A 25284-nucleotide genomic window follows, 5' to 3' on the forward strand; every position below is an offset into this window, starting at 1 on the left:
GCAGCAAGGCGGGAAATGTTCAAACGTGAACAAATGGGTCGGAACAATCGGCAACGCGCCGCTTTTAGGCTTCGGAGTTGTGACCAACCCGTTGTAGCGGAGTGCCGTGATGAGCGGGAGCAACAAGCTGACTGGTTGCCGTGTTCTTATCGTCGAGGACGAGTATTTTCTGGCGAATGATCTGGAAGAAGCGCTCAAATCCCGCGGCGCGACTATCATAGGGCCCTTTGGTGACTTTGACGCGGCGTACCGACGAGCGGCGCGCGATCATTTCGACGTAGCCATTATCGACGTCAATCTCCACGACAAGACAGCTTACCCCATCGCTGACGAACTGGTTCGGCAGCGCATACCCTTTGTCTTCTATACTGGGTATGGGAGCGACATCATCCCGGAGCGCTTCGCCGACGTGAAACGGTTTCAGAAGCCCTTCGACCCGTTAGAACTCGTAGAGGATATCGGGCGGCTGTGTCCGCGAGGAAGTGACTAGGACGAAATACGGCTGGCGCCGTCCTTTAGCCCGACACCCACGGACTGGTGTAAGTCCCTCTGGCTCCGGGTCCTTTGGGGCGCGCAGGAAAAGCGGGGTACGCGCGACCGAGCCCTTTGAGCATGCAATCGCGCAAATCGGATTTTATTTACCCGCGGTAAGGGCGCTCGATACCCGGTCGGGGGGCGCTGCTACTCCGACCGCGCAGTTACAAGTTTCCAGATGGAACACCGTTCGGTACGACCATCGGCTGGATTTGCCATTGTGAATATCTTTGTGCCGTCGGCATGCACTGCAGCGATCTGTTCTCCCGAGACGAGGCCCTTGCGCCGAAGGTTCGTCAGGGCGCGCTTGGTAGCGACGTGCTGCGCGTCATCGATCCAGCGGTTGCCGTTCTTGTCCGGCCTAACCTGATAGACTTCTGCCGCAATGGTGAAGGTTGTCGCCTTCTTGCCCGTGCTCTCGCAGTCCTCGATCACGCGCAAGCACTCACGCTGCACCCAGCCCAAGCCGCGCGACATCGGACGCCTCTCAAATTCTTAAGTGTTACCGAACAGTGCTTACGCGCGTTTGGGTAACACTTATTTTTGGCGCAAGCGTGTCAGGCGGTGCTCACTTGCTCCGCGCCTTGAGGTCCCACAACCGATAGGCTTCCTCCATGTATGGGTCCAGTTCTATCGGCGGCGGCACGAGCTTGGCGCCCTCCTTGCGGAAGGGATCGATGCCGCGCCCGGCCTTGCGACCCGCGATGGTGTGCTTGTCGTTAGCCCAATCCGGTATCTCCGGCGCGTAGCCTTCCAGCAGAGAGCGAAGCCCGATAGAGGAAGCGAAGTGATCGCCAATGCGGCTCTTCGGCGCGCGGCACATCAGCCGGATCGCGTTGCCGACGGCAAGCCGTGAGCCGCCTAGCTTATCCGGATCGTACCATAGCATTGCCTGCTCGCACGCTGCCTTGACGAAGGGGACGATGTGCGGGCTGGCCGCCGTGTCGATGTCCTCATGAGAGATGATCTGGAGCCGCTTGCAGACCATGCTGTGAAACGCTTTGGACGTGTGCATCAGCTCGACGGCGAACTCCATCGCCTCGCGTTCCATGGCTTGATCATCCAGATGTACTGAAGGCCTTCAACATTGTTGTAACAGACTTGCTTGACGAATCCGATAGAGGCGCAACGTTGATCGCCGCCGATATCATATCCAACCATCTGGATGAAACGTTCGAGCGGCTTGCGCCGCCATTTCTGAAGAAAAAAGTGAAACAGATGATCTCCTATCCCGGAGTGGCCAGTACGCTCTCGGGTAAAGCCGACATTGCCGCGCTAAATGGCTGGCTAGACGAGAATCCCTACAAAGCAATCGGACATCTTCGACGGATAAGAAATGATGCGGCCCATTCCAACAAAAACTTTTCGCTAAAAGATCAGTCGGATCGTCTCACCGAGATGCTGAGATTGGGCGACAACGTACCTGACGGTGTAAACAGTATCGCGAACGAAATTCTTGTTCTTAAGGCGAGACCTCGGTCGCTGGGTTGAGGCAGGTAGGCCAGAGGGCGCTGCGCGAGGCGCCGGTCATTCACTGACCGGAGCTTTCTTCGCAGGCGACCATCGGCTGTGGCGCTATCCGCAACGGCAAAAGGACGCCGTCCGAGTGGGATATCCGGAGTGCCCACCGCCCGGGATCTGGCTCGTCACGCAGTCGTTCTCCTTGCGGAGAGGGCTGGCGGGATCGGATCCGACGCACCAATTCCACCGAAGGATACAGGCTCAAACATCGGGGAGGCGCGATGTCGACCGTCGCGAAGCAGAAAGAGCGGCTCTTGGAGCGGCTCGAGAGCGCCCCTGGGCCGAACGAACGCGAGGAAATCGAACGGCTGCTCGCGAAGATCGAGACCGCGCTGAGCCTGCTCGAACCGGGAAGCGCCGCCGGTCCCACTGAGGAGTGAGCCGCCACGCCGCGGTCACAGCGCGGCGCTGTGACCGCACGGGAATAGGCCGGCCAATCGCAATTCCTAGCGCAAAAAATCGTGCCGACCTCTTGAAACTTTTTCGCGGCTTCCAAATTTTTTTGTCGCCGCAGACGCGGTCAGGGTGCCTTAGGGGCCCTGCAAGGCGGGCGCCGGGTTAGGTGTCCGGTGCCGGCTCGTACCCATCTTGCTCCAAGGAGGATTTGGCTATGAGGTATGATTGGACTCCCCTGTGGAGGTCGACCATCGGTTTCGACCGCCTTTTCGACGTTCTCGACGAGGTCCAGCGGACCGCCGAAGAGACCTAGCCGGCGAACGTCATCTCGTTGAGGATCGCGGCCAGAACCGTGGGCAGGGGCGCGTCTTCCATTCCGGAGCCAAAGATGGCTTGGTCGGCGGCCTCATCCAGATCGAGGATCTTAGGACGACGAGCATCGAGAGCCACTGGCGCCAGTCAACGAGTTCTATCGCGAGCAGATCGTCACATCCCTTGAGCACACCGGAGACGTCGAGGTGGTTGCGCCTGGAGTCGTGCCGCACCAGATCGACCCGGCCGGCGTATTCCGTCGGAAGTGGCTTCAGGCTGACGATCTCGTCCCAGGCCTCGATGTGCCCCTGCCGGTTCGCGACCTGCCGAGGGCTTTCCGCCTGTGGCGGAGATGCCGGCGAGGCGGTGAAGGCGCTGCTGGTGGCGAACGATTTCCTCGAAGCGCAGCTCGACGAGCTCCGATCGAAGGTCTCGGCCGGCTACGCGGGCGGCCGGGTTCGCAGCGCGCGCGATCGCAAGGAGTGACCGCTAGCTATCGGTCGCGAAGAGGTGGCGCCCGCGGTCCGCCAGTACGTCCAGAAGCTCGCCGCCGTCGGCACGCTGATGATGGCAAGCCCCGTTGGCGGCCCATCCTACCAAAGCGTGCGATCGGGCAGCCACGCGGCTGCGATGTCGCTGTCCTTGTTGGGCGCGATACGCGCTTCGGCCAAGGGTGGGCCGCGCCGTGTTCATCTCTTCATCGCGGGACCGAACGCATTCGCATTCTTTCCGGGCCAGAGCCAGGCTGCCATCGGACCCGTTTCGATCTACGAGTGGGATTTCGATGGCCTGTGCGACGGCGACTACAGCGTGGGCCTCGAACTGCCATAGGTCACTTCACGACCGTCGCCTCGTTGTTCTCAGATCGGAAAGCCGAGCTGGGCTGCAAGACCCGGGCGACCGGAGAACCACGAACCGTTATTTTGCGGATCTGAGATCGTTTAAGAGGGAAGCAGCGACAAACTCCTCAGCGATCGAGAGGCCGTGCAGTTGCATCGCCGTCGTCAAGTCTTGATCCCAAGATGCACATAAGGCCTTGCCGGTGAGCTTCTGTGCGAGTTCTGATGCTCCTTCAACGGCTGACACGTAGTCGATGGCATCGAACCGCCAGGAACTGGCTCCATGCTCGCGCATCATATGATTGCCGATGCGCACACCCGCCCAATCGAAATCGCCATGGTAGTGAAGCCTCGCTCCCGCTTCGGTCAGTTGCGATAACAGGCACCTCTGTGCCGCGGCGGGCATTCCGTCGGTGCAGACCAGCGGCTCGCAGCCGGCGCCCCAGCGATCGGCGGCGATGGCCACAAGGTTGGGGTTCTCGCAGACGTAGACCTTTCGACCCGCAACCCTCCATGCTGGAGGCGTGCGCAAGAGCGACCGCAACGAGGCGTAGACGGGCTCTCCCGCAAATTGACCGTACCTCTCTGCGCCCTCGACGGGCAGATTCAGGAACAAAGCGGGCCGCGCCAATTCGTTGACCAGGACCCCGGCCTTGGCCCAGACGTCGCGGTCGCGCTCTGCCCGTTCGGCGGACTCGATTTCGGTCTCCTTTTCCGGCTCGTCGAAGCCTTCTTCGCCACCGGTCCGCGCAATCGGCCGCCGCCAGATCGTCAGAATCAGAGTCGCGGCCGGTCTGCCGCCATCGAGAGCGTGTGCGTCTCCCAGGGCTTCGGCGGCCAATTGCGAGCGCGTGATGGCATTGGCGGGCAGTTGCCGCAGCGTCGCTTCGACCCTGCGGCACAGCTCGATCGCCACGTCCGGCTGCGAACCCGAGAGCCGCTTGAGCAGACCTAGCCCCTTGGGAGTCCGCAGCAGTTCGACGAGCGCTTGGTGGGTGCATACGTCGAGAACATCCGACCACATCTCTCTCGATACGCGCCGCGTTTCCGCCAAGTTCGTGATTGGCCCGTCGATGATTTCGAGCGCATCGCGCAGAGAAATGGCGATGCCGGAATCGCGGAACGTCGCATCCACCCGGCCGACATCGACCTGCAGCGAGGAGGAATGGCGGACATGGCGGCCCATCAGCGACGCCAACAGGGCGTGCTCGTCGGAAGTCAGCTTGCCGATCCGGAAGCTTTCGACCTCCTCGCCTTCCGGTGCCCGGGCGAACCGGTCGCGAAGCCGTTTGCGGAGGTTCGCGTATTCGGTTCCTCCAAGCAGGCGCTGCAGCCGTGGCTCGATCGGCGGCCTCATGAAGCCGCAAACCTGCGGTCGGGATCGCTTTCGCGTCTCTTGGCTCTTCCATCCCAGCTCCAACGGGAGACGAAAACCGCGTCTATTCCTTCGCGCCGCTGTAGCTGGCAGATCGCGACGCCGGGAAGCTCGGCGTAGCAGGCCCATTCGCGTTCGCTTGTGATGACGAAATCGAGATCGAACTCGCGAATCAATCCCATGCAATGCGCCCTCGCGGCGTCGTCGATTCCAGCGAACGCCTCGTCGAGCAGCATCAGACGCGGCGCCAGCGGAAAACTTCCCTGGCTGTAGAAGCTCGCTATCGCGGCGAACAACGGCACGGTCAATCCGAGCGCCCGCTCGCCGCTCGAGGCGGGGCCCGAAAGCTTGCGCCAGTGTCCGTCCTGCCAACGCTCGACCCTGAAGCGATGCCAGCGCCTATAGTCCAGGGCACGCGAGAGTTGGTCTATCAATGGTCCGGCCGAATCCCTGCTTGCTCCCGAGTCCGCGCGTTCTCGCTCGGCGGTGATGCGCTGTTGCAGCATGGCTCCGACAACCTTTGCAGCACACACATCGCCGTGGCGCGGGCTCTCACCAAGTCGCGCATGGCCTCATGCGCCGCGTCCGGAACCCACACCGCTGTCAGCTCGCCGCTCCGGTGCAGCTTGGCCAGCATCGCCGCATCGCGCCGGTCAGTTTTTACCTGATCCCCGGCCTTCATTGGGATTAGCGAGGGGGCCACCACGATGCAATTGTGCCCCAGTCCCGTCAGTTGGCGATGCAGGCCATATCCGCAGGGGCCGGCTTCGTAGCAAAAACTTACCTGCCGGTCACTCTTGCCAAGCTTCTTCGCCAGCTTGGCGATTTGATCGGCGCGATTAGGGATGATCCCCAAGTTACGAACTTCCCCGCCGCGCATCGCTTCGGCCACTGCAACCGAAATCGTCGCCTTGTGCACATCCAGCCCCACGAAGATGCTATCGTTCATCAGGCCCGCTCCCCATGCTTGAGGCTCGGCGCCGGACCATCCGGCGCAACCCTCGATAGGAGCTTGCCGCGGGGCGGGCCGCCCGTCACCTCAGAGGGCAAACATAGGGTCTAGGTCGTGATTGATCGACCTGAGCCTTAACCGACACGCCCCGCCAAGAATCGCCGCAGCTTACCGTCTGCCCGTCGAGAGATGGGGACGGCGCTGAAGATATTGTGGTGGGTCGCGCCGATATGGGCGGCACTGAGCTTGCTGTTCGCCTCGCGTCGGCAGGAGCGTCGGTCCAAGCGCAAAGGGCTGGAGCCGGAATATTTCAGGCCCCTTGTTCCAGCAAGCGGAGTGGCATGATAAGGTCTAACCATAGGTGGAGAGCGCGTCAGCCGGGAGGCAAAGATGAGGTGCTCACTAGTCCTTACAGTTTTGGTTTCAATTGCAGCTGCCTTACCGACCAATGCTACTGCTCAAGGTTTCCTTGGTGATCTGAACCGGTCAGTCCAAACCGTTCTTCAACGCACAAGTCCTGTCACCAGTCCCTTACCTCCCGCGCAAACGCCAGCGCGGAAGGCGATATCTGAAGTCAATTTCGCTTCAGTATTGGTGGGGCAAGCGCCAAGCCCGGTTGGATACAAATTCGTCCTACTTGCAACGGTACCGGCGGCAATGGACACTACGGAGGAGGCCAAGGTCAGACAATCTATTGGCCCTCTCATGAGCAAGATTACGAGCAGCCTTCAAAACACAATCGACCAACTACCGGAATTTACTGCGAAACCCGGTGCAGGCACATTAGAAAAGCAGCTCTCCAGCTACTCCAACGACATCCAGAAGCGGATGAAGGAAGCATTCAGTAAGGCCGCCGCGGAGTTCAAGCTCAAGTTCGGGTCTTTGTCTTCGAAATACGTCAATGACAGCTCTTTAGCGGTGGCACTTAAGCCCTGTGTAGGTGACGCGTGTGCGCTTACGCGGCTTACTCCGTCCGGTGCGCAGTATAGGTTCGGCAGGTTCTATGACTGGACCAATTCCAAGGGGTTGAAAGGGGCAAACCAAGCTTACGTTCTGAAAGAAGACGGGTCTTTTGCGGCAGTTGTTGCCGCTCTAGACAAGGGGCGTGAATGGCACGATGACTTTTCGAAACCTGTTTTGCAGGCCGCTCTCTTGAATGCCGTGAAAAGTGCCCGCAAAGCGAAAAAGCCTCTGTCTTATTCAGCAGCAGAACTTGCGGCGCTCTCAAAGGATAATGTTGCTCACTTAGCAGATGTCTTCGACCTGCCCTATGCAGCCGCCTCCCGTTTAGGCTCCAATGCTGGTGTTCCTCTGCAAGGTCTATCCGATGAACTCGGGCGTGCGCGCCTTCGCGAGTGCGTTAGACTCCGTGGGACCTTTGAGCCGGAGCAAGCAGGAAAATGTGCTGGCTACAGCATTGGACAAAAGGATCTGGCCAGTTGCCTCGCCGGGGGGAGTTGCATGCCTGCATTCGGCGGGCAAGTGAATGTCGAGACGCTTTTAGTGCGGCCAGGAATAACCCTCGGTGCAGTGGCGCGCTCGTCAGTGTTGCCGAGAATATCGCTTGGGCCAGCCTCGGTTGTAGTGGACCTAGCCAACAAATGCCAAGGTAAGTCCACGGAAGAGTCAGCCGATTGCTTGCTCAAGGAAACTATGGCCAAAAATCCGAAGAATGCCCCGATGATGAATTGCATACAAGCAGCAGCGGGCAAGAAGGGTGCTGTGTTAGCAAGCTGTGCAACCGCTGGGCTTCCTGATGACCAGCGCCGTCGCATCGAATGTTTCACGAGCAGCTCGAAGGACGCCAAGAGCGTGGCGTTATGTGCAACGCGCGACGCTCTTCCGCCGAATGCACAGAAAATGATCGCCTGTGCCGACAAGCTAAAGGGCGCTTCGAGTGTGCCGGATGCCATGACTTGCATGGGGATCGCAAGCGGTAGCCCTGAAGCGAACTGCTTGATCAATCACAAGGACAGCTGGGCTGATGCGGCTCTTTGCATCGGCGGAAACAAAATACCGCCCCCGGTTCAAGATGCAGTGGGTTGCGCTCAAAAGTCAAACGACTTGACCGGCTTTGGTGTTTGCATGGTTGCTAAGCAAGGCAGCGGCGAAGCACAGCGCATCGCCGCGTGCTATGCAGAGGGACAAGGAGTTCCCGCTGCGGTCGCGGTCTGTCTTGCCTCCGACAAGCTGACCCAGGATCAACGCATAGTGCTGGAGTGTGCTGCCGAAACGAGCGGTGCGCCCCATGCGACGGCAGTTTGCGCGGGCGGCAAGATGGCAGCGAAGGAAATGATGAATTGCAAGGGTAAGAAGTTCGGTGAAGCTAACTGCTTTAACGAAAACAACGAAATTCGGAAGTTCTTTGCAAATGCTGGGGTAGAGATCGGGCCGAACAGCGTTGCCGCTCAGGTAATCAATGTTCAATTGCAAATAGCCCAGTTTATGACTGGTCCGATCCTCGACGCTGCAAACAAAGCTCTTCCAGATTTAATAAACTTTGCTCAACGCGCGGGCATCGTACCCGATACAAGCCATCCGGGAAAAATGATCGCGACGCAAGTTCTCGGCCCGATAGGGGGAGCTATCGCGGACGATTTCTGTAGTCATAATCCTTGTGATCCTCGGAAGTGGTTCTGACGCTCACGGAGCGAATGCCATGTCCTACCGCCTAGATTTCAGCTATCTCACCGACAGCTCGTAGGATCCAAATGAATGAAGCTAGCCGGATGGTCATGGGCGCGGAGCGCAACTGCAATTCGTCATTTTGTTGCGAGCGAACGAGGAGCCTTCATCTGTGTCGCCAGCATATGGGCTTTAGCGTTCATCTCAGGAACTCAACTTCCCATCATTGTCGCTCTAATCTGTGTCGTCCGATACTTCCAGCATTTTGTTGATCTAGCAAAGCGGATGCTGGCGAATGAGTGGCCTTATAGCGTCTTCGGCATTCTCGGAGTCTTGCTTGTTTATCTATTCTCGCCGCTCTCGTCCATCGGAGCGAACTATATCATTGCGGCCATAACAGGCTTTCATCCCAGCCTCTTTCCAAATTCGTTTCTTGCTCTCTCGCTGATCTTCCATGCGTTCCTTCTGATCATCGCGCTCGCAATTATCAGTGGTCTGATTGCGCTTGCGACAGGTTTTTCAAATAATCCGTCGCGCAGAGTCTTCCCGGTCGCGTTTGCCTTGGCTTGCCCAGTCCTCATCGTAGTGCTCTCTACGTTTCGTAGCGGTGGCGACGACATTCAAAAAATTGAGAGCTTAGTCGTTGCTCTGGATTTCAATATGAACGCTAGGTTCGAACATGGTGAATATCTTGGAGCGGACAAAGCTGGTTACGCCTTCGGAACGAAAGTCTGCCGCGCCCTGCCGTTTGAACAGCTTATCGCTCCCGACCCTCAAGGCGGTTATATCTTGGCGACGCCACGGGAAAGCCCGCCCAAACTTCAGAAGCCGATTACAGCGGCGTTAGATGATATCATTCTTGCAACGAGGTATGTGTATTCTCACCAACGGCAGGACGAATGCCCCATCATAAACGAATACGTTGAGAGTCCAAAGTGATGCGCAGCTCGCTCCCAGAGAGGAGCGTCCCAATGCCGACAGAGTCTAGCGTAGAACCGCTTCGCGCCGAACTGTTTGAACTTGGATCTGTGGAAGGCCGCGCCGTGATCGCGGGATTTGACGCTTGAGCGATCACGTCGGAGCGACCGGATCATACGGATCCGTTGGGAAGGGCCGCCTTGCGGCGTCAGGAGTACCTTCTTTGTGGACAGTGATAAGCGCAGTACCCAGGTCGGGTGGCTTCACCTCGTGGAGAGGGGAGCCACATGCGTGATCAATCTCGAACATTGCTGTGAGAGACTAGTGGAGCAAGACTATGATTTGGCCTCTCGATAAGACGCAAACAATAGCGCTGATCTCCGCATTCAGTCCCATCGTGGCTCTGTTTGGGGCCGTTGCAACGGTTCTATTTGCAGTTCGCAATTGGAAGCGCGAGCTGGTAAATCAACGATTGAACATGGTCGCAACTGAGTTGAAGTATTTCGAAGACTTTCGAAAATGGGCAGATCAACTCGGTGATGCGCTAACGGAAGCGATACATCTCTGCGACCTTGATCCCACGAAAGAGTACAAGGGTGAACCATTTTTCGACCGGCGTCATCGATTGCGAATTACGGTATCTTCTATGATTGACCGAGGAAGGTGGTTCTTCCCCAATATCGAGGTTGACGATCATGGCGCACATAAGGAACTCGGATATCGCGGCTACCGCCATGAGTTGCTGGACGGTGTCGTGAGCGCGTACATATGTCTGGGGCGGGTCGATTACCGGAACATGCAAAATAACGGCTTGCTTCGCGATCAGTTGACGATATGCAAAAGACATTTCGTAGGGCAGGTCCAAAAAATTCTGGACCCCACTGACCGCTCCAAGTTCTTTGATCGGATTCGGTCAGAGGTGAACAAGAGTAACAACGGCTGAGAATTTACCCACCGGTCAAACCTGGCCGGGTCCTTTCGCCTTGAGGCCGCCCCCCAAGCCTGAAGCCATATGGTGAAAAGTTATCAGGTGAGCCTGTCGAGATTCCTAGATAGTCATTGGCAGCGTTTGATGTGGCAACGAAGCTCTCTTGGTGCGCCAATCGCAAATAACCTTGTTTAAGCGCCGCCATTGAGTCGCTTCGAACCGCGACGAGATTGCTGGTGTGGCGATAATGACGAGAGCCTCACATGAATGCTGATCGTCACTATGTCGTCGCTATCCGTCGTTCAGAACGGAATGTCATCGTCTATCTCCGGCCTACCCTTCTCGACCAGCGCTTCCAGGGTCTCCAACTCTTCCGGCTTAAGAATTTTCGCGTACTTGTCCAATAACTTCGCGTAAAACGCGTGAACATCCGGGTCGTCGATGATCCAACCGACCTGATTGTTCTGCCCCGGAATTTCGATAAGCCGCTCTACTTGCTCGGGAGCGAATTGATCGAACGCGTCAAGTTTCCCGATGATGACGTGCGTAGACGCGAAGCTTCCGTTATTGCTCAGAGCCGTGATGGCGAGGTCACTCTCTACCTGACTGGCAATCTTGATGCCGGGAAAGCATTCCTTGAAGAAGTCTGAGATTTTGGAGTAATACCGAAGTTCCGACTTCTTCTTAGTCTCCCATTCGTTCCGCAGAAATTCGTTGAATACACCTTCGGATAGCTGGGAACGATAATCCTTGTCCTCCGATACCAAGTGGAGGTCTGTCCCTTCAGCAACGGTTATCAGCAACGTTTCCCAATTCATCGCATCGCCGACGCTCTCGTCCTTGCCGGGCGGATTGCCAAGCCGGGTACGCATCAGCGCGCTTAGATACTGCTCCTGCGCGAATGCTGGTTTGGTCGCTTTTTTGAACAAGCCCGTGACGATCTCATCCGCTTTTAGGGACATATTCTTTGCGTCAGCCGTGATCTTGCCCACCAGCTCCGCATGCAGCTTGTCGGCTTTCTTCAGCAGGTCTCGAATCTCGGCATATTCATCATAGTCTTTTGAAAAGGCCGGGAAGGATGCATTGAATTTCGCTTCCCGCAGCTTCTTCATCGCGTCCACGATTTTCGCACCCCGATTGCGCCAAAACTCGTTCTCCACCTGCTTTGGGACGATGAGGTCAATTTCATTTTTCTCTACAAGCGCGACAAGTTTTTTAAGTTCCTCAATGTCCTCGCTCGTGAGGTGATAGAAGGACAGTAATACGTTGGTATCAATGAACAGAGTTAGCATTTCGAGTCTCTGGTCGGCTGATTGGCATCACTAGCGAGCTTTGCGAGTGTCTCCGCAACCAACCCATCCGCCGTAGACTATTCATTGTAGAGGCTCTCGTACTTCCACGAGCAGTCGTAAAGCGCCTTAATGAGTTCTTGCGAATGGAGGAATGTGAGAACAATCGAGGCATCGTCATCTCGCATTGTCAAAATAATCCGGTCGGATTTTGAAACAGCCGCAAAGAAATCGCGGGCGAGGTCGGCGATGACGACGGTGTTTTTATCTTCAGCAGAAAAAGGCGCGTCGATCTCGCGCACACCGGTTCGTCCGTTGTACAAATTCATATGCGCAATGCGCTTTCCCGCCTTGGGAAGGATACTCCACTGCATATTGCGAACTACAAGCTTTGCCCCTTGAGGGCGAGGCTCGCGTTTATCGCCAAACCACGATGGATGCACCGTGAGTTGGGCGAGCGAACCATCAGGCAGTGTGGTATTGGCAAAACAGGCGGGCGGCTTGCCCGAATCGACCGGGTACGAGGTGCCGTGAACTGTCCACGTATTGTCGATCTGCTTCTTAAAGAACGATTCCGCCTTCTCTGCTGCAACTGAGGGACCTGCGAACAGAAGGAGCGCAACCCCACTAATGAATCGCATTGTCACCCCGAGTACGTACTGAACCTGCCGTGCTTCACGCCTCGAATGTACCCGCGCGAAACCCGCTCTTCCATCTCGCGCTCTAGGAATTCGTTCGCAATCAACAGCGCCTTCACAGCTTCGCGCGCATCACCGCCGCAAGCTGCAATTGCCTGATCGGCGGCTGCCTCCAATGCCTGCGCATCCGAATGCAATTTAAGGGCGGCAACTTCAGGCATGAAGATTCCAGACAGCGGGGGCTAGGCAATGTTCGCATTTCGTTCTAAGCAAGTCAAGGTTGCCGGAACGTCATGAGGCGTGGAGTGCAGGCGAAGCGTTACAAGCAAGCGTCCAAGCGTGGCGCGAAGCCAGAGACAAGATGCGACCCGGTTCAAAGGAGTGGAAAGAAGCCGATGCCGAGCTAAAGAAAGCTGAGCAGAGTGGTACAAGCACCGGAATTGAAGGCCGAGCTTGATTGAATTGAGGGGTGAGGGTGGATACTTCAAAATGGACCATGGCGATTTTGGCCGTGGCGGTCTTCGTTACGCTGGCAAACGCCGCGATGTTGGTTCGGCAGATTGTAGCTCCCGCCCACCCCGTCTATGTAGCAAAGGAGCTGCAAAAGGACCGTGAGTTCAAGAAGGCGGTAGAAAGTATCGCTGAAAGCGTAGCTCAGAGTCAGGACTACGTAGATGAAAGCGACGTAACCTCTATAGTTGAGAGGTGCAGGACAATTGTTGGAGGTCGCCTTAAATGCGATTGAGCAGCAACGCTCTGCTGCGCAGCCAAATGACGCGATGGCCCAAATCCCTGCGCGATAACCTGCCGAGGCAGGCGGCCTAGCCGCGAGCACTGTTTCCAGAGGACAGATTGTCGGTTGCTGCCCGCCTATTTATTGTCCAAAGCACTATCAAGGACGAAACTCAGTATCAAAGATACGCGCAAGCTGTCGTACCGTTCATAGCTAGCTTCGGCGGAAAGCTGGTCGCTAGACGTGCAAAAGTGGAGGTGCTGGAAGGCGAACATGATCAGCGACCGGTCGTCATGTTCGAGTTTCCCGACATGGAGGCGATCCACGCATTCTGGAACTCGCCGGATTACGTTCCAATCAAGAAGCTGCGTGAGGGTATAGCCACCCTTTGGGCTCTAGCATTCACCGGTTCGCTCTCTTGCTGATGCAAGATATACAACCGATCTCCTCTCGTCGATGGATTTGGCGGGTGGACTGCAGCGCTCCGCGGCCAACTTCCCATTATCATTTTTTTTGACCGACTTTCCGGACCTTGCGCCTTTCCATCTTTAGTGGCGTGCTTTTATTCTCTACACGCTTGGCGCAACGTTGACCGTGTTCAGGGCGCGCCGAAATAATGCCGAGGAGCGACTTATCGCAATGGCGCAAGGCCAAGCGCCAAAGGTCGTTGAGAAGTTATCCGCCGATTCCGATGCGGTTGACCCGGAAGATGATGGTGCGATTGATCTCGAACAATTCGCGGCCGACCAAATTACGAAATTCATCGGAAGAAACTTCCTAGGCCATGAACTCGCGCGTTTGGTCGGGGCGATCCTGGTCGCCGAAGGCTATCAAGTCCAAGTAGCCAAGCCTGGTGCGGATGGCGGCGTTGATATCATCGCCGGAAGTGGTCCGATGGGATTCGGTCAACCGCGCCTCGCGGTGCAAGTAAAATCCGGTGCGACCCCGGCTGACGTGCTCTCCCCTGGTCCTAGATCCTCCATTACGAGGATGTCCGTTTACAGGCTGCCTACGAATCGGAGATCGCCAATCGGTCAACACTTGTTCAATTGAGAGGTCACTAGCTGAAACTCTGGGGATCTGAAGCTTAAGGATCAGTGATTTCTCTTCATTAAATCATGAAATTATGATACTGGCTTGGCACTTTGTCGTTCGAGTCGGGCGAGCTATGAAACGATCAGTTGGGACCATGCGGAAAGCACGAACCACCGGCGCGGGACCGTCTCCAGAAGAGGTCCCACTTCAAGTCATGGTGCCGAAGTCTGTTCGTCGTCAGGTAGCTTTAATGTGCGCTGATCGCGGCGAGAACATCCGAACCATGGTGCTTCGCGGCTTGCGATCCGTTGGTATTCAGGTTTCTGAATCCGAGCTAACAGACCGTCGTGGCCGTCGCCGGAAGGACTGAAGATGGCTCGAAGCGACCTGCTTATAAATCTTGTTAAGGCTGGGGTGAATGGCGATACGGGTACGTTTCGCCGAACCGTGGATGCCATTGTCGCGGAAGAAAGAGGCAAGCAGCACAATGTGCTGGCCGATCAAATCGAGCGCGTTGTCAAGACGCCAAATGGCAGTGCGCTCTCGATCACTCCCCGGCACGTGCCTGAAGGCAGCCACCGTGCGAAAGATTTTATTTCCGAGATCATGCCGCGGCGGAAGCTGGATGAGCTGGTCCTGCCGGACGCAACTGAACTTGCAGTGCGGCAGTTGATCGAAGAGCAGCAGCGCTCAAGTATACTTCGGTCGCATTCCCTCGAACCAAGACACCGCATTTTGCTTGTTGGTCCACCCGGGAACGGCAAGACAACTTTGGCAGAAACCATCGCGGAAAGCCTCGCGACTCCGTTATTCGTTGTTCGATACGAAGGGATGATTGGCAGCTTTCTCGGAGAAACTGCGGCTCGTCTCAAGCGCGTCTTTGAATATGCACGCACGACGCCTTGCGTCTTGTTCTTTGATGAATTTGACGCTGTAGGTAAAGAGCGCGGCGATAAACACGAGACGGGGGAAATAAAGCGCGTCGTAACCTCACTCTTGATGCAGATAGATGAGCTACCAAGCTATGTCGTTGTGATCGCTGCGACCAACCATTCGGAACTGCTCGACCGGGCGGTTTGGCGGCGCTTCCAATTGCGCCTGCCGCTACCGGCACCGACGCAAAAACAGCTGACACAATTCCTGCAATTGCTTGCCGAAAAAGGCGAAGTAAAGCTCGGTATGTCCGCTGCACAAATAACAAAGAGCCTGGGCGGCGTAAGCTACGCCGAGGCCGAAGAATTCCTGCTCAATGTAATGAGACGGGAAGTACTGACTTCGGGGGAACGCTCTTCCGGCGAAATCGTGCGAGAGCAACTTAAATTGTGGAAGGCTCGCGCGCGAAGCGTCAAGGAGGGTACGGGGGAAGACGAGAGTGCCGGAACGTCCACTTCTTAATCTTCCAGCGCCGATACAACTTGACCCGCCGCCAAAACATGGTGGAGGCGCAGCAGTTTCTCGCCCTTCGCGCGACAGGCAACGGGAACGCATTGATCCGCGGTTTGAGCGGCTTTCCGCCGTAGCCGACACACCAGCGCAACTCATGGTCTTGCGTGACGATCCTGCTTCGATTGCGCCAGAAAGAGCAATCGTGTTCGAGGTCGAGGGATCGCTTAAGGACTTTTACGAGCAAGCCCGCAATATTGGCCTCGAATATCTGGGCGACTTCGAAGAGGAATTTGATCAGAGCGACGACTTTTTTATTGAAGATAAACCTGACCAAAGACTTGCCGGACGCATCTACTTAGCTATGCCTGATGTGCAAGCGTTGCGCGAACTGCTTAGTCTCTGGGAGCGCTATAAGCAAAACCAGCGGATGCCGAAAGGTCGCGGAGAATGGCGGGAATTATTTTCGCGACTCATTGACGTGAGGCCATGGGGGCCGCAAGACCGCATTTCATCGGCGACTATCGCGGCGTGGGAGAGTGATCTCGCGAGTGATCCCGACGCTCTCGTTCGGTTCGAAGTTGAACTCTGGTATCATGAGAATGCCGAGAAGCGGGCGCAAGCTTTCCACGGACTAGAAGCCGAGATTGTCGCTGCCGGTGGGCAGGTAGTGCATCATGCGGTGATCCCGGAAATTCATTATGACGCTGCCCTGGTCGATCTGCCCGGCGCTGCTATCCGAACGCTGATTGAGAATCCGGCAGTCAGCATCGCCCGCTCAGATGAAGTCATGTTCCTGCGGCCTCAATCGGTTGCGCGGTATCCCGCGGCAACGGAATTTACGGGCGAGGATAGCGCGGCTGCCGCTGCCGACGCGGATCAGGACGAGCCTATTGCCGCGCTGCTCGACGGCCTGCCAATTCAAAATCATGTCCGACTGGCGGGGCGTCTCGCCGTTGACGATCCTGAGGGCCTCGATGCCATTTATCCCATTGCGCGGCGCGAACACGGGACAGCGATGGCTTCGCTCATTATTCACGGTGATCTGAACGCCAACGAACTGCCATTGCCGCGACGACTTTATGTACGCCCAGTCATGAGGCCGAACGAAAACGGCGATGAAAGGACGCCACCTAATCGTTTGCTTGTTGATGTGATCCACCAAGCTGTGCGCAGGATTAAGGAAGGTGACGGTACGGAGCCAGCCGCTGCGCCGGGTGTCGTGGTTATAAATCTTTCTCTCGGGGACGAGACACGGCCCTTTGCCCGGACAATGAGTCCGCTTGGCCGACTCCTTGACTATCTTTCGAACAGGTATCGGGTTCTGTTTCTTGTTAGTGCGGGGAATATTCTAGAGCGTCTGGCTGTTCCCGCCTTCAACACTTCCGTGGAATTCGAAGCTGCAACTCCCGAAGCGCGCGAGCAAGCAATTCTCGATGCGCTCAATAGCAACAAGAGCCAGCGCACCTTGCTGTCGCCAGCAGAATCCTTGAACACACTGACCATCGGAGCTGCGCATTCCGGCTCCGGTTTCACAGGCAATCTGCCGAACGGGCGAACCGATCCCTTCACGGATGAAGAGCTCCCGAATATCGTCTCCGCGATGGGATTGGGCTTCAAGAAGATAGTGAAACCCGAGCTGCTGTTCGCAGGCGGACGAGCGCCAGTACGGGTTGTCGCCTCAGGCGGAGGCGGCGGACTTGTCATCGCGCCCGTAACCGTCGGTGCAAATATGTTCGGACTGAAAGCAGCGCGGCCTGCACAGCTTGGAGGTACGCGTTACGAGGACTTCACCTTCGGGACGAGTGTTGCAACCGCGCTTGCAACGCGAAGCGCCCACCGTATCCATGATGTTCTAAGTAACGGTGGCTCGAACCACACCGATATCGATGCCGCTTTCATGCCTTTGGTTTTGAAGGCTCTTCTTGTCCACGGCGCACAGTGGGGCAGCAAGGGCCTGATGTTGGACGGCACTTTCCCCCCGCAGGGAACAGGTTCGCACTTTAGCCGACGCGATGATATCGCGCGGCTGCTTGGCTATGGCGTTCCAGACATTGACCGGGTCCTCGATTGCACTGAGAATCGCGCAACTCTGCTTGGCGTTGGCTCCATCGCCCGAAAGTAGTCTGCTCTATCGCGTCCCGCTGCCTGACGGACTTGACGGCGTTCGCGCATTGCGCGCCATAACAATCACGCTGGCGTGGTTCTCACCTGTCAATCCACGCCATCAAGGATACAGGATGGCTGCGCTCGACGTGGCTTCTGGCAGCGATCAAAAGTATTGGATTGCGCCGCAGCGCTCTCTTCAACCTACGGACAAGGCGACCGCTCGCGGTACGGTGTTCCACGAACGACGCACTGGCGAGGCCGCTTCGGTGTTTGTGGACGATGGCTTCTTGCTACTCCGCCTGACGTGCCGGGCCGCGGCGGGCAACTTTGCCGATAATATTCCCTACGCGCTGGCGGTCAGCATGGAAGTCGGAGCCGAAACCGGGATTCCCGTTTACGACCAAGTGCGCGTGAGGCTGGCGCAGCCCGTGCCTGCGGCTGTCACACCCTAACAATCAAGAAGGCAGCCCCGGGGCATGAACATTGCGGAAATTGAAGTGCAGCTCAGTGATCTGGTCGAACAGCCGTTCGATGCTAGTGAATTCCCGTTTCAATTGCTTGAAATTTACAAAGCCCCGAAAGCTACACTAACGAAGCTGCGCAAAGGCACTCAGAACAAAGGCGAGCAACCAGGTGACGTTCTTTGGGCGCGCAAGCTCAATTTCCGTCCCGCGAGTGCAGGACAGGTCGGGCAAACTCTTGATGCCCTCAAGGACGCGAAGGCGACAAAGTCCCAGAAGCCTCGTTTTCTGTTTGCGACCGATGGAAAGGAACTTTCTGCACTCGATCTCAAGGCCGACGAGACACTGCATTGCGATTTAGCCGAGCTGAACGATCACTTCGACTTTTTCCTACCTCTCGCGGGCATCGATAAGTACGAAGCAGTCAAAGAAAATCCAGCGGACATCAAGGCAACTGGTCATCTTGCGAAATTCCACGATGAAATCGTGCGCCACAATCCGGAATGGAACACGGACGAGAAGCGCCATGCCCTGAACCAATTCATGACGCGCATTCTCTTCTGTATGTTCGCGGAGGACACCGGGAGCTTCCCGAAGGACCTCTTCGTCAAAACGATCACGGAGTTCGGAGGTGACGACGGCGAACATCTGCAATCTCTGTTGAGGCAGATATTTGATGCAATGAACATCCCGGGCAAAGAACGCCGCGACGTTCCCGCCCACATAAATGCATTTCCATATGTCAACGGTGGACTCTTTTTCGAAGCATCAGACGTTCCTGCATTCAACAAACGCGCGAAGCGTATCTTGATTGAGGCTGCGCAACTTGATTGGCGCGAAATCAATCCGGATATTTTCGGCTCCATGATCCAAGCAATCGTGCACCCCGATATGCGCGGCGACCTTGGAATGCACTACACTTCCGTTCCAAACATTGTGAAGGTGTTACAGCCCCTGTTCCTGATGTCGCTTGAGGAGGAGTTTGCCGACGCGCATGGCCACCGGGAGGAGCGTTCTCGGCTGAGCAAGTTGCTCACACGCATTTCGAAAATCCGGGTTTTCGATCCAGCTTGCGGATCGGGCAATTTCCTTATCATCGCCTATCGCGAGCTGCGCACTCTCGAAATGCGCATCCTCAAAAGGATGGAAGACCTCGACGCCGGTCAACGCTCGGGGCATTGGACAGGCGTGAAGCTCTCACATTTCCATGGCATTGAACTCGCAGATTTCGCCGCCGAGACGGCCAAACTCTCTCTCTGGATTGCTGAGTATCAGATGAATCAGCGCTTCTCGGCGCAGATGAATTGAAGGGTCACAGCGCACTCAAATCACCCGGCACGTCGCCGAACTTCCTGATCACCTTGGCATCGCCAAAATCGCCGGTAGCAGGGTCACCAGTGCGGCTAAAGGCGACTGCACCGACGTGGCCTTCTTTGCGAGATAACGCCTCAGCGCGCACTACAGCGGCAAGCATGGCTCGCCAGCGGCAACGCCATCATCGGCAGCGACGAACGGCAGCGCGACAAAATAGGTGACTTCAGCCATGGCCTCACTCCAACTGCTTGACCTGACCGGCGAATAATGTTCTCTATATGTTCTTTTGTCAATTGCGCCGTTAAATACCTCCTCCCAAGTGGGTCGTCATGGCTGATCAGATCGTTATCACCGAGAAAACCAGCCAGGCCAAAGACGTCCGCGCCGCAATTGGTTCTCGCTACGGTGATGTTCTTCCAGCAGAGGGCCATTTGTTCGATCTCCTCGAACCGGAGGACGTTGTTCCCGCCTGGAAGCGGTGGTCGCCGATACTTCTACGGCCTGAAGGCCTTTACGGAACGCGCCCGGCAAGGGGTGGCAACAAGGCCGCTAAGCTCAAGGCTATTTGCGAGGCGTTGCGCACTGCCAAACGAGTTTGGCTTGCAACCGATTGTGACCGCGAGGGTCAGCTAATCGGTCAGGAAATTCTTGAGCATTACGAGTATCGCGGTCAGGTGATGCGGGTGCTGTTCACCGCGCAGGATTCGCAGACCATCCGTGACGCATTTGGCAGAGCAAAGCCAAATACCGAATACTCCCGCCTATACGCCGCCGCAGTTGCGCGCCGACAGGCCGACCAGATTTACAACCTTTCGCTCACCCGCACCGCAACCGTCATTCTGGGACAGGGAACGCGGAGAGTGATTGGAGTCGGTCGCGTAAAGACACCGACATTAGCCATTGTATGCAAGCGCGAGTTGGAAATTCGGAACTTCGTGCCGCTCGCTTATTTTGAGATTGTCGCCACCGCGAAAGTTGAGGGTGGGCAATTCCAGATGCGGCATACGCCGCAGGACCGAATTGTTAAGCGCGAGATTGCTGACGCCGTCATCAAAGCGACTGAAGGTTTCGAGGGTGCGCTCACCGTGCGCGTCGAGGACAAGCGTCAAGGGCCACCCAAGCTCCATGATCTGCCTTCGTTGCAGAAGCTATGCGGCTCGCGCTTCGGCTGGTCAGCCAGCAAAACGCTCGAAGTGGCGCAGGAGCTTTATGACGGCCAGGGCAAGAAGATTGTCACCTATCCTCGTGCCGAAGTGCGTTACCTGCCGCAAAACTTGATATCGGACGTGCCGCGAATCATTGCCGGACTGCGGGTGGGCCAATCGTTCAGCACGATCCCTGTACCCGAGCCGCCGGTGATCCGTAGAGGTGTGAGCGGTACCTTCTTCGACAAGGGGCTGGAGGGTGCGAGCCACCATGCCGTCATTCCCAATGTCAACGCCATCGACAAACTGCCGGAGGTCTGGCCCCGTCTGTCGTCTGACGAGAAAAAGCTCTTTGATGTCATCGCGCGGGCATATATGGCCGCGCTGATGCCCGATTTTCGTTACCGGCAGACAACCGCAACGCTCGATGTGCGCGGCTTCGAATTTCGCGCAGCCGGTCGCCAGCCCATTGATCTCGGGTGGCGAGCAGCATTCCCAGAGTGGCAACCCGCCGACGAAAAGGGCGATGAGGCGCAATTGCTGCCGCCGCTGCGCAACGGCGAGACCGCGCAACTGCAAGATCCAAAAATTGAGAACAAGGAGACCCGGCCGCCGCCGCGTTATAACGAAGGCACTCTGATTGAGGCTATGCAAAATGCCTGGCGTTTTGTTGATGACGAGGTTCTGCGGGATCGCTTGAAGGAAGCCAAGGGTATCGGTACGCCTGCGACCCGAGCCGAGATCATCGGCGGGCTGAAGAAGCAAGGTTTCCTGATTGCCCAGGGAAAGAATATTGTGCCGACCGAGACCGGCCTGTCGTTGTTCGGCGTTCTCAAACAAGCCGATCCGGCGCTAGTCGATCCGGGCGTGACCGCGCAACTTGAATGCCTGCTCGACGATGTCGTTGTAGGCAAACAGGAGATGGTCGGCGCGATTGACGCTGTATGCGATGTCGCCGAGCGCATTATCAGCAAGCTGAAGGAGGGGGCTACCGCGGGGGGACCTTCTTTGATTGGCAGCGCAGGAGGCAATGGCACAGCTACGTCTCCACCGACGCCTGCGATGAAACGCTTTGCTGACAGCCTCGTCCGGCAAAAAGACATCAAGCCACCACCCGGTTACAAAACTTCGATATCGATCTGCCGCAAATTCCTTAGCGAGCACGCGCCTAAAAAGTCCGACGGCGAAACAGCCGGTAAGCTCGACTCCAAACCGGTAAGTCCTGCACAATTGTTGTACGCCAAGAAGCTGGCGCAGGGGAAAGGTCTCATCATCCCCGATGATGCGAGGTCCAACTCGGTCGCGATGTCCGCATGGATTGAAATGAATCGAAGCAAAAAACGCCGCAAGGTTAATGGCAAAACCTCCGACAGGCCGGTCGGGTCGGCTGCGCCTCAAGCAGCACCGCCAAAGAGGTCTCGAAAACGAAAGGTTAACGCCGATGCCGCTTCGACGACTCCCGTGTCAGCAAACTCAAGCAGGACGCCGCTGCGAATTCCTTATGGCAACAAGGAAGTCGCTCTGAAGCTCGGTGCACGTTATGGCTCCGAGGGGTGGTATGCTCCCCCTGGAGTTGATCTTTCAGCATTCGGCGAACGGGGGTGGCTGCTTTAGGTAGCAAGACGAAGACGGCACTACTTGCAATCCGAGCGCGACCGCGCCCGGTCTGAAGGGAGGTAGTGATCCTTCAGGCCGCTGGACGATCACCGCTGTCGATTGTTGGTTCGGATAGTCTACTTCTCTGGCGCTTGCGCTTGAAAGGACGGCTATTAATGAGAATGAGCCATTCCCAGTTTTGCCTTGACCGTAGATGCAAAGTTGGCGGTGTGGGTCGAACGTTCAATCGAGAACCTGGGCTAGCGGCACTAACTCCCGAGCGTGTTCTTAGCGCAATTAGAAAATACCCCCTTGTCACTGTGACTGCGGAGGAGGACCCGGCGGGAAGCTCAAAGGACGAAGGTTGGGGCGCTGAGGCGAAGAAATACGATGATGGCGACCCGCCCTACGACATAAAGAGAATGGTTCGGAATCGGTCTAAACTCCGAAAAACGGTTCGCATGGCGAGGCGCTTGAAGGAAGCCGTCGAACAGCACGGGGAAGGTAGTTACCTCGACGGAATATTTGGTTCTGGCTTTCTAAGAGAGGTGCTGGTGCCGACTCCCTATTTGGTAAGAAAGTGGCATCAAAATCGTTGCCGGTTCATTGGCGGGAACAACCCCATAACGGCTTTTCATTTGATGATGGACCTAGGATTGCAGTGCGTGAAGCCCGATATTGTCCTAACGGATATGTTTTATCGGCTCGGCTGGCTTAACGAGGCAGGCTTACCCGTAGGTATGACACGCTCGCAAATCCGAGAGCATTACTTATCGCCCGAAGTTTATTGGCCGGTGCAGCGGGCTGCTCTTGAGGTTGCACGCGAGATCAAACCGCTCTTCGGAGATAATCCAATTCGAGAGCTGGATTGGATAATGGTGAAGTACGGCCAATAGCCCGAGCCTCGTTTCGGTATAGTTCGCAATCTGGACAAGGAGAACCCAGAGAGGCTCGCGCTCCTACGCTGATGACATAGCTCAGGGATGGAGACGCCCACTCGGCCGCCTGGGGGATGGTAGATCGCTATCAACGTCGCTGTGAAAAAATTTAGGATCAAAATCAACCGGTCCGCGAAACGGTCCGCAAAGAAATCTCAACTTTCGAGTACCGCCGATTGATTTCATTGGTGGGCCCGGCAGGACTCGAACCTGCAACCAGACCGTTATGAGCGGCCACTCTCCCAGGTTGAAAAAATATAATAAAATCAATAACTTACATTTTTGCATTTTCCGACAAAAATGCAAATCCTTGCTGTTTTTCGCCGTTCATTTGCATTTGTGCATTTTCATTTCAAATCGTCATTGTCCTTCACACCTACGACTACTCTTACTCAGCAAGTCCTCTAAAAACGTTTTCTGGAAATCTCTACATGCTTCGGGGTAGGTGAAACAAAGCCGATCACCGGCGGAGAATGTTGCGAGAGCGCTGTCGCGTAGTTTGGAAATGGTCGTTCGGCGACCCCGATTTGGATTGAATCAATAAAGGTCGGTCTCTTCGAATTCATCCTCCTCATCGTCGAACTCATCAACCGTTAAGTCAAAATCTTCAATGAAGTCGGCTCTTAGCCGCCTCATTCGGTCATTGTCGCCTCTCAAGCTACGTAGAGTTGTCGAAATGGAGGTAAACCCCGTATCGACATTCAAGAAGCGGACCCTCTTGTTGAGAAGCAGTGAGAAAAAAGTGTCGCGTTCTATGAAATCGGCAGTTGTACGTGAATTGATCCCTCCAACGATGCCTTCATAAGCGTAGAGCCACATCGGCCCTCTCAATCCATTGCTATCCAAAGAGCGATCCCAGTTCTGGAAATCTATCGTGCCTTGGACAAGTCGCTGCGAGTTGGCATATGCGACGAGCAATGCCACCATGGAATTGTCCATCTCGAACAGCCGGGCAAGACGAGATGTCGGTAAAGTGAGGTTGAGCCTGATCGCAAGAAAAAGAAGCCAGATGATCTCTCCGGTTCGGTTGGCCTGCGCAAGCACCGGAATTCGATGTTCGATGAAGTCCTGGACGTTTCTAAGGTCAACATCTCTGCGCTCGACTTGCCTAAGAATCAGCATTTCGACGAGGAAGGATATGAGGCTGGAGTTTCTTCGATAGGCACTTATTAGATTGCTCTGGATGCCTTTCCAGCCCTCTGCGCGAACAAGCGCCGATCGAGCGTTCTGCAGCGCGAACTTCTCGACGTTGATATCTGGATGGGCGATACAGACTCGGCCGATCTCGTAGAAAAAATGCTGAATGGCGGGATAGCTCGGAGTGCCTCGTGGAATGTGAGCACGGACCGCCTGCTTCCAGCCCGTGTCTTGTCGGAATGAAGTTGGATAGATAGCCGACTTCTCGCTATTCAGCTCAAGCTCGAATTGAGCTGCAGACTGCCGAAGCGCTGCAATCAAGCTTTCCCCGGACTGATCGTCGACGCTGCTTATGGTATAGTCGTCGATGTATCTAGAAGCGTCTCTACCCGAGATTCTAAGCTTTTCCCGAAGCTGCACGTCAATAGCAGACGCCACCACTTCGGCGATTAACCTGGAGGTGTCTGGCCCCACGGGCAAACCGATCGTCTGACCATCTTGACTATTTCGGCAAAGAAGATCGATCAGGTTTCCGTAATGTGCGGGATCGCGATTGGCCTTCGCCCAGGGCTTCCCGTAAATCGCCCATGGAACCGCGTGAGTGTATATCGAATGGAAGAAGGCTCGAATGTCGGCCGAGACGAATTCTTCACGTCGAGATGATAGGTCGACACGGAAGTCATCTCGCAGGTCAACGCTTGAGCGCATAAGCGCGCGGGGGCCGGTCCAATCGAAAACAGGCGGGCTTGCCGATATTCCTGATCTCTTTGCCTTCTTTCTAAGGTCCACATAATTGTCGGCAACGACCTTGGCTAACAAAAGGTAGGAGATCGGATTGGGGACACCGTGCCTACGGTCGTCTTTGCCGAATCTAGGAAAATAGAACCAACTCGGCTCTGTTATGAATCGGTGATAAGCGGGCTTCCCCCGCACCGGAGGCAGCGCCTCAACACCACGCACTATTGATTTTCGATTTCGCGCCAGATCGTCCGAGACAAAACAGGGCGGCAGTTCCGGCGCGAAGTATCCATGCGAAAGCAGCCTACGAAAGCGCTCTGATTTTGTCTTCGCGGTCATCGTGATGGGCTCAACAGGCGGGATTTGGT

General features: G+C 56.2%; 26 protein-coding genes and 3 pseudogenes. 18 read left to right on the forward strand and 11 right to left on the reverse strand.

Annotated elements, in window-relative coordinates:
• Positions 1-109 precede the first annotated feature (109 nt).
• Complete coding sequence (locus ACR9YP_RS09380; protein ID WP_438103034.1) at positions 110-490, forward strand: response regulator; 381 nt, start codon at positions 110-112, stop codon at positions 488-490.
• Between the two features lie 191 nt (positions 491-681).
• On the opposite strand, the gene ACR9YP_RS09385 is transcribed toward ACR9YP_RS09380, so the two are convergent.
• Positions 682-1011, reverse strand: a complete 330-nt coding sequence (locus tag ACR9YP_RS09385; RefSeq protein ID WP_474219487.1) for a hypothetical protein — start codon at positions 1009-1011, stop codon at positions 682-684.
• A 91-nt stretch (positions 1012-1102) separates the two neighbouring features.
• On the reverse strand, positions 1103-1585 hold the full coding sequence (locus ACR9YP_RS09390; protein WP_474219488.1) for a hypothetical protein: 483 nt from the start codon (positions 1583-1585) through the stop codon (positions 1103-1105).
• Between the two features lie 80 nt (positions 1586-1665).
• Here ACR9YP_RS09390 and ACR9YP_RS09395 point away from each other — a divergent pair, with 80 nt between their 5' ends.
• The 3 genes and pseudogenes from ACR9YP_RS09395 to ACR9YP_RS09405 form a co-directional block, all read left to right on the forward strand.
• Positions 1666-2025 carry a hypothetical protein gene (locus ACR9YP_RS09395; protein WP_474219489.1) on the forward strand — a complete coding sequence of 120 codons (360 nt, stop codon included), beginning with the start codon at positions 1666-1668 and terminating at the stop codon, positions 2023-2025.
• 251 nt (positions 2026-2276) lie between these two features.
• Positions 2277-2435, forward strand: coding sequence for a hypothetical protein (locus ACR9YP_RS09400; protein ID WP_474219490.1), 159 nt, complete (start codon positions 2277-2279; stop codon positions 2433-2435).
• 230 nt (positions 2436-2665) lie between these two features.
• A pseudogene (locus ACR9YP_RS09405) lies at positions 2666-2758 on the forward strand (heat-shock protein); the annotation flags it as partial.
• Positions 2759-2760: 2 nt separating this feature from the next.
• On the opposite strand, the gene ACR9YP_RS09410 reads toward ACR9YP_RS09405, so the two are convergent.
• Positions 2761-2901, reverse strand: coding sequence for a hypothetical protein (locus ACR9YP_RS09410; protein WP_474219491.1), 141 nt, complete (start codon positions 2899-2901; stop codon positions 2761-2763).
• A gap of 72 nt (positions 2902-2973) precedes the next feature.
• On the opposite strand from ACR9YP_RS09410, the gene ACR9YP_RS09415 reads away from it, so the two are divergent.
• Together ACR9YP_RS09415 and ACR9YP_RS09420 are read left to right on the forward strand one after the other, a co-directional pair.
• Complete coding sequence (locus ACR9YP_RS09415) at positions 2974-3249, forward strand: hypothetical protein (RefSeq protein ID WP_474219493.1); 276 nt, start codon at positions 2974-2976, stop codon at positions 3247-3249.
• Between the two features lie 24 nt (positions 3250-3273).
• A complete protein-coding gene (locus tag ACR9YP_RS09420; RefSeq protein ID WP_474219494.1) occupies positions 3274-3594 on the forward strand; it encodes an SAVED domain-containing protein in 321 nt (106 codons plus the stop codon).
• 87 nt (positions 3595-3681) lie between these two features.
• On the opposite strand, the gene ACR9YP_RS09425 is transcribed toward ACR9YP_RS09420, so the two are convergent.
• The 3 genes and pseudogenes from ACR9YP_RS09425 to ACR9YP_RS09435 all read right to left on the reverse strand — a co-directional run.
• Positions 3682-4959, reverse strand: a complete 1278-nt coding sequence (locus ACR9YP_RS09425) for a TIGR02679 family protein (RefSeq protein WP_474219495.1) — start codon at positions 4957-4959, stop codon at positions 3682-3684.
• Positions 4956-5483: an SbcC/MukB-like Walker B domain-containing protein gene (locus ACR9YP_RS09430; RefSeq protein ID WP_474219496.1), complete on the reverse strand. Its 528-nt coding sequence runs from the start codon at positions 5481-5483 to the stop codon at positions 4956-4958. Before ACR9YP_RS09430 ends, ACR9YP_RS09425 begins: the two co-directional genes overlap by 4 nt.
• A gap of 26 nt (positions 5484-5509) precedes the next feature.
• Positions 5510-5926, reverse strand: a pseudogene (locus ACR9YP_RS09435) (IS110 family transposase); the annotation flags it as partial.
• A 708-nt stretch (positions 5927-6634) separates the two neighbouring features.
• Between ACR9YP_RS09435 and ACR9YP_RS09440 the strand changes: the two are divergent.
• The 3 genes from ACR9YP_RS09440 to ACR9YP_RS09450 all read left to right on the forward strand — a co-directional run bounded on the left by ACR9YP_RS09440 (position 6635) and on the right by ACR9YP_RS09450 (position 10415).
• On the forward strand, positions 6635-8569 hold the full coding sequence (locus ACR9YP_RS09440) for a hypothetical protein (protein WP_474219497.1): 1935 nt from the start codon (positions 6635-6637) through the stop codon (positions 8567-8569).
• A 75-nt stretch (positions 8570-8644) separates the two neighbouring features.
• A complete protein-coding gene (locus tag ACR9YP_RS09445) occupies positions 8645-9493 on the forward strand; it encodes a hypothetical protein (RefSeq protein ID WP_474219498.1) in 849 nt (282 codons plus the stop codon).
• A gap of 316 nt (positions 9494-9809) precedes the next feature.
• A complete protein-coding gene (locus ACR9YP_RS09450; protein ID WP_474219499.1) occupies positions 9810-10415 on the forward strand; it encodes a hypothetical protein in 606 nt (201 codons plus the stop codon).
• Positions 10416-10702: 287 nt separating this feature from the next.
• Here ACR9YP_RS09450 and ACR9YP_RS09455 read toward each other — a convergent pair whose 3' ends face one another.
• The 3 genes from ACR9YP_RS09455 to ACR9YP_RS09465 all read right to left on the reverse strand — a co-directional run bounded on the left by ACR9YP_RS09455 (position 10703) and on the right by ACR9YP_RS09465 (position 12548).
• Positions 10703-11692, reverse strand: a complete 990-nt coding sequence (locus tag ACR9YP_RS09455) for a PIN domain-containing protein (protein WP_474219500.1) — start codon at positions 11690-11692, stop codon at positions 10703-10705.
• Positions 11693-11769: 77 nt separating this feature from the next.
• A complete protein-coding gene (locus tag ACR9YP_RS09460) occupies positions 11770-12330 on the reverse strand; it encodes a hypothetical protein (RefSeq protein WP_474219501.1) in 561 nt (186 codons plus the stop codon).
• A 2-nt stretch (positions 12331-12332) separates the two neighbouring features.
• Complete coding sequence (locus ACR9YP_RS09465; RefSeq protein WP_474219502.1) at positions 12333-12548, reverse strand: hypothetical protein; 216 nt, start codon at positions 12546-12548, stop codon at positions 12333-12335.
• Positions 12549-12823: 275 nt separating this feature from the next.
• Between ACR9YP_RS09465 and ACR9YP_RS09470 the strand changes: the two genes are divergently transcribed.
• The 7 genes from ACR9YP_RS09470 (at position 12824) to ACR9YP_RS09500 (ending at position 19356) form a co-directional block, all read left to right on the forward strand.
• A complete protein-coding gene (locus ACR9YP_RS09470) occupies positions 12824-13072 on the forward strand; it encodes a hypothetical protein (protein WP_474219503.1) in 249 nt (82 codons plus the stop codon).
• 107 nt (positions 13073-13179) lie between these two features.
• A complete protein-coding gene (locus tag ACR9YP_RS09475; RefSeq protein WP_474219504.1) occupies positions 13180-13485 on the forward strand; it encodes a DUF1330 domain-containing protein in 306 nt (101 codons plus the stop codon).
• Between the two features lie 169 nt (positions 13486-13654).
• Positions 13655-14113, forward strand: coding sequence for a restriction endonuclease (locus tag ACR9YP_RS09480; protein WP_474221009.1), 459 nt, complete (start codon positions 13655-13657; stop codon positions 14111-14113).
• 354 nt (positions 14114-14467) lie between these two features.
• On the forward strand, positions 14468-15490 hold the full coding sequence (locus ACR9YP_RS09485; RefSeq protein ID WP_474219505.1) for an AAA family ATPase: 1023 nt from the start codon (positions 14468-14470) through the stop codon (positions 15488-15490).
• Positions 15468-17603, forward strand: coding sequence for a S8 family peptidase (locus tag ACR9YP_RS09490; RefSeq protein ID WP_474219506.1), 2136 nt, complete (start codon positions 15468-15470; stop codon positions 17601-17603). Before ACR9YP_RS09485 ends, ACR9YP_RS09490 begins: the two co-directional genes overlap by 23 nt.
• Positions 17604-17718: 115 nt before the next feature.
• Positions 17719-18039, forward strand: a complete 321-nt coding sequence (locus tag ACR9YP_RS09495; RefSeq protein ID WP_474219507.1) for a hypothetical protein — start codon at positions 17719-17721, stop codon at positions 18037-18039.
• A gap of 24 nt (positions 18040-18063) precedes the next feature.
• Positions 18064-19356: a DNA methyltransferase gene (locus ACR9YP_RS09500; RefSeq protein WP_474219508.1), complete on the forward strand. Its 1293-nt coding sequence runs from the start codon at positions 18064-18066 to the stop codon at positions 19354-19356.
• Between the two features lie 4 nt (positions 19357-19360).
• Here ACR9YP_RS09500 and ACR9YP_RS09505 read toward each other — a convergent pair.
• A pseudogene (locus ACR9YP_RS09505) lies at positions 19361-19593 on the reverse strand (hypothetical protein).
• Between the two features lie 98 nt (positions 19594-19691).
• Between ACR9YP_RS09505 and ACR9YP_RS09510 the strand changes: the two are divergent.
• Positions 19692-22121 carry a type IA DNA topoisomerase gene (locus ACR9YP_RS09510; protein WP_474219509.1) on the forward strand — a complete coding sequence of 810 codons (2430 nt, stop codon included), beginning with the start codon at positions 19692-19694 and terminating at the stop codon, positions 22119-22121.
• Between the two features lie 455 nt (positions 22122-22576).
• On the forward strand, positions 22577-22999 hold the full coding sequence (locus ACR9YP_RS09515) for a hypothetical protein (protein ID WP_474219511.1): 423 nt from the start codon (positions 22577-22579) through the stop codon (positions 22997-22999).
• Between the two features lie 579 nt (positions 23000-23578).
• On the opposite strand, the gene ACR9YP_RS09520 is transcribed toward ACR9YP_RS09515, so the two are convergent.
• Positions 23579-25255, reverse strand: a complete 1677-nt coding sequence (locus ACR9YP_RS09520) for an RNA-directed DNA polymerase (protein WP_474219512.1) — start codon at positions 25253-25255, stop codon at positions 23579-23581.
• Positions 25256-25284: the final 29 nt, after the last annotated feature.

It is taken from the genome of Bradyrhizobium sp. BR14999 (assembly GCF_056106085.1).

Coding starts and splice junctions, on each gene's coding strand:
- ACR9YP_RS09425 (WP_474219495.1), bottom strand. CDS start 4,959: ATGAGGCCGCCGATCGAGCCACGGCTGCAGCGCCTGCTTGGAGGAACC.
- ACR9YP_RS09500 (WP_474219508.1), top strand. CDS start 18,064: ATGAACATTGCGGAAATTGAAGTGCAGCTCAGTGATCTGGTCGAACAG.
- ACR9YP_RS09380 (WP_438103034.1), top strand. CDS start 110: ATGAGCGGGAGCAACAAGCTGACTGGTTGCCGTGTTCTTATCGTCGAG.
- ACR9YP_RS09520 (WP_474219512.1), bottom strand. CDS start 25,255: ATGACCGCGAAGACAAAATCAGAGCGCTTTCGTAGGCTGCTTTCGCAT.
- ACR9YP_RS09445 (WP_474219498.1), top strand. CDS start 8,645: ATGAAGCTAGCCGGATGGTCATGGGCGCGGAGCGCAACTGCAATTCGT.
- ACR9YP_RS09385 (WP_474219487.1), bottom strand. CDS start 1,011: ATGTCGCGCGGCTTGGGCTGGGTGCAGCGTGAGTGCTTGCGCGTGATC.
- ACR9YP_RS09440 (WP_474219497.1), top strand. CDS start 6,635: ATGAGCAAGATTACGAGCAGCCTTCAAAACACAATCGACCAACTACCG.
- ACR9YP_RS09400 (WP_474219490.1), top strand. CDS start 2,277: ATGTCGACCGTCGCGAAGCAGAAAGAGCGGCTCTTGGAGCGGCTCGAG.
- ACR9YP_RS09485 (WP_474219505.1), top strand. CDS start 14,468: ATGGCTCGAAGCGACCTGCTTATAAATCTTGTTAAGGCTGGGGTGAAT.
- ACR9YP_RS09495 (WP_474219507.1), top strand. CDS start 17,719: ATGGCTGCGCTCGACGTGGCTTCTGGCAGCGATCAAAAGTATTGGATT.
- ACR9YP_RS09390 (WP_474219488.1), bottom strand. CDS start 1,585: ATGGAACGCGAGGCGATGGAGTTCGCCGTCGAGCTGATGCACACGTCC.
- ACR9YP_RS09460 (WP_474219501.1), bottom strand. CDS start 12,330: ATGCGATTCATTAGTGGGGTTGCGCTCCTTCTGTTCGCAGGTCCCTCA.
- ACR9YP_RS09510 (WP_474219509.1), top strand. CDS start 19,692: ATGGCTGATCAGATCGTTATCACCGAGAAAACCAGCCAGGCCAAAGAC.
- ACR9YP_RS09455 (WP_474219500.1), bottom strand. CDS start 11,692: ATGCTAACTCTGTTCATTGATACCAACGTATTACTGTCCTTCTATCAC.
- ACR9YP_RS09430 (WP_474219496.1), bottom strand. CDS start 5,483: ATGCTGCAACAGCGCATCACCGCCGAGCGAGAACGCGCGGACTCGGGA.
- ACR9YP_RS09450 (WP_474219499.1), top strand. CDS start 9,810: ATGATTTGGCCTCTCGATAAGACGCAAACAATAGCGCTGATCTCCGCA.
- ACR9YP_RS09465 (WP_474219502.1), bottom strand. CDS start 12,548: ATGCCTGAAGTTGCCGCCCTTAAATTGCATTCGGATGCGCAGGCATTG.
- ACR9YP_RS09470 (WP_474219503.1), top strand. CDS start 12,824: ATGGCGATTTTGGCCGTGGCGGTCTTCGTTACGCTGGCAAACGCCGCG.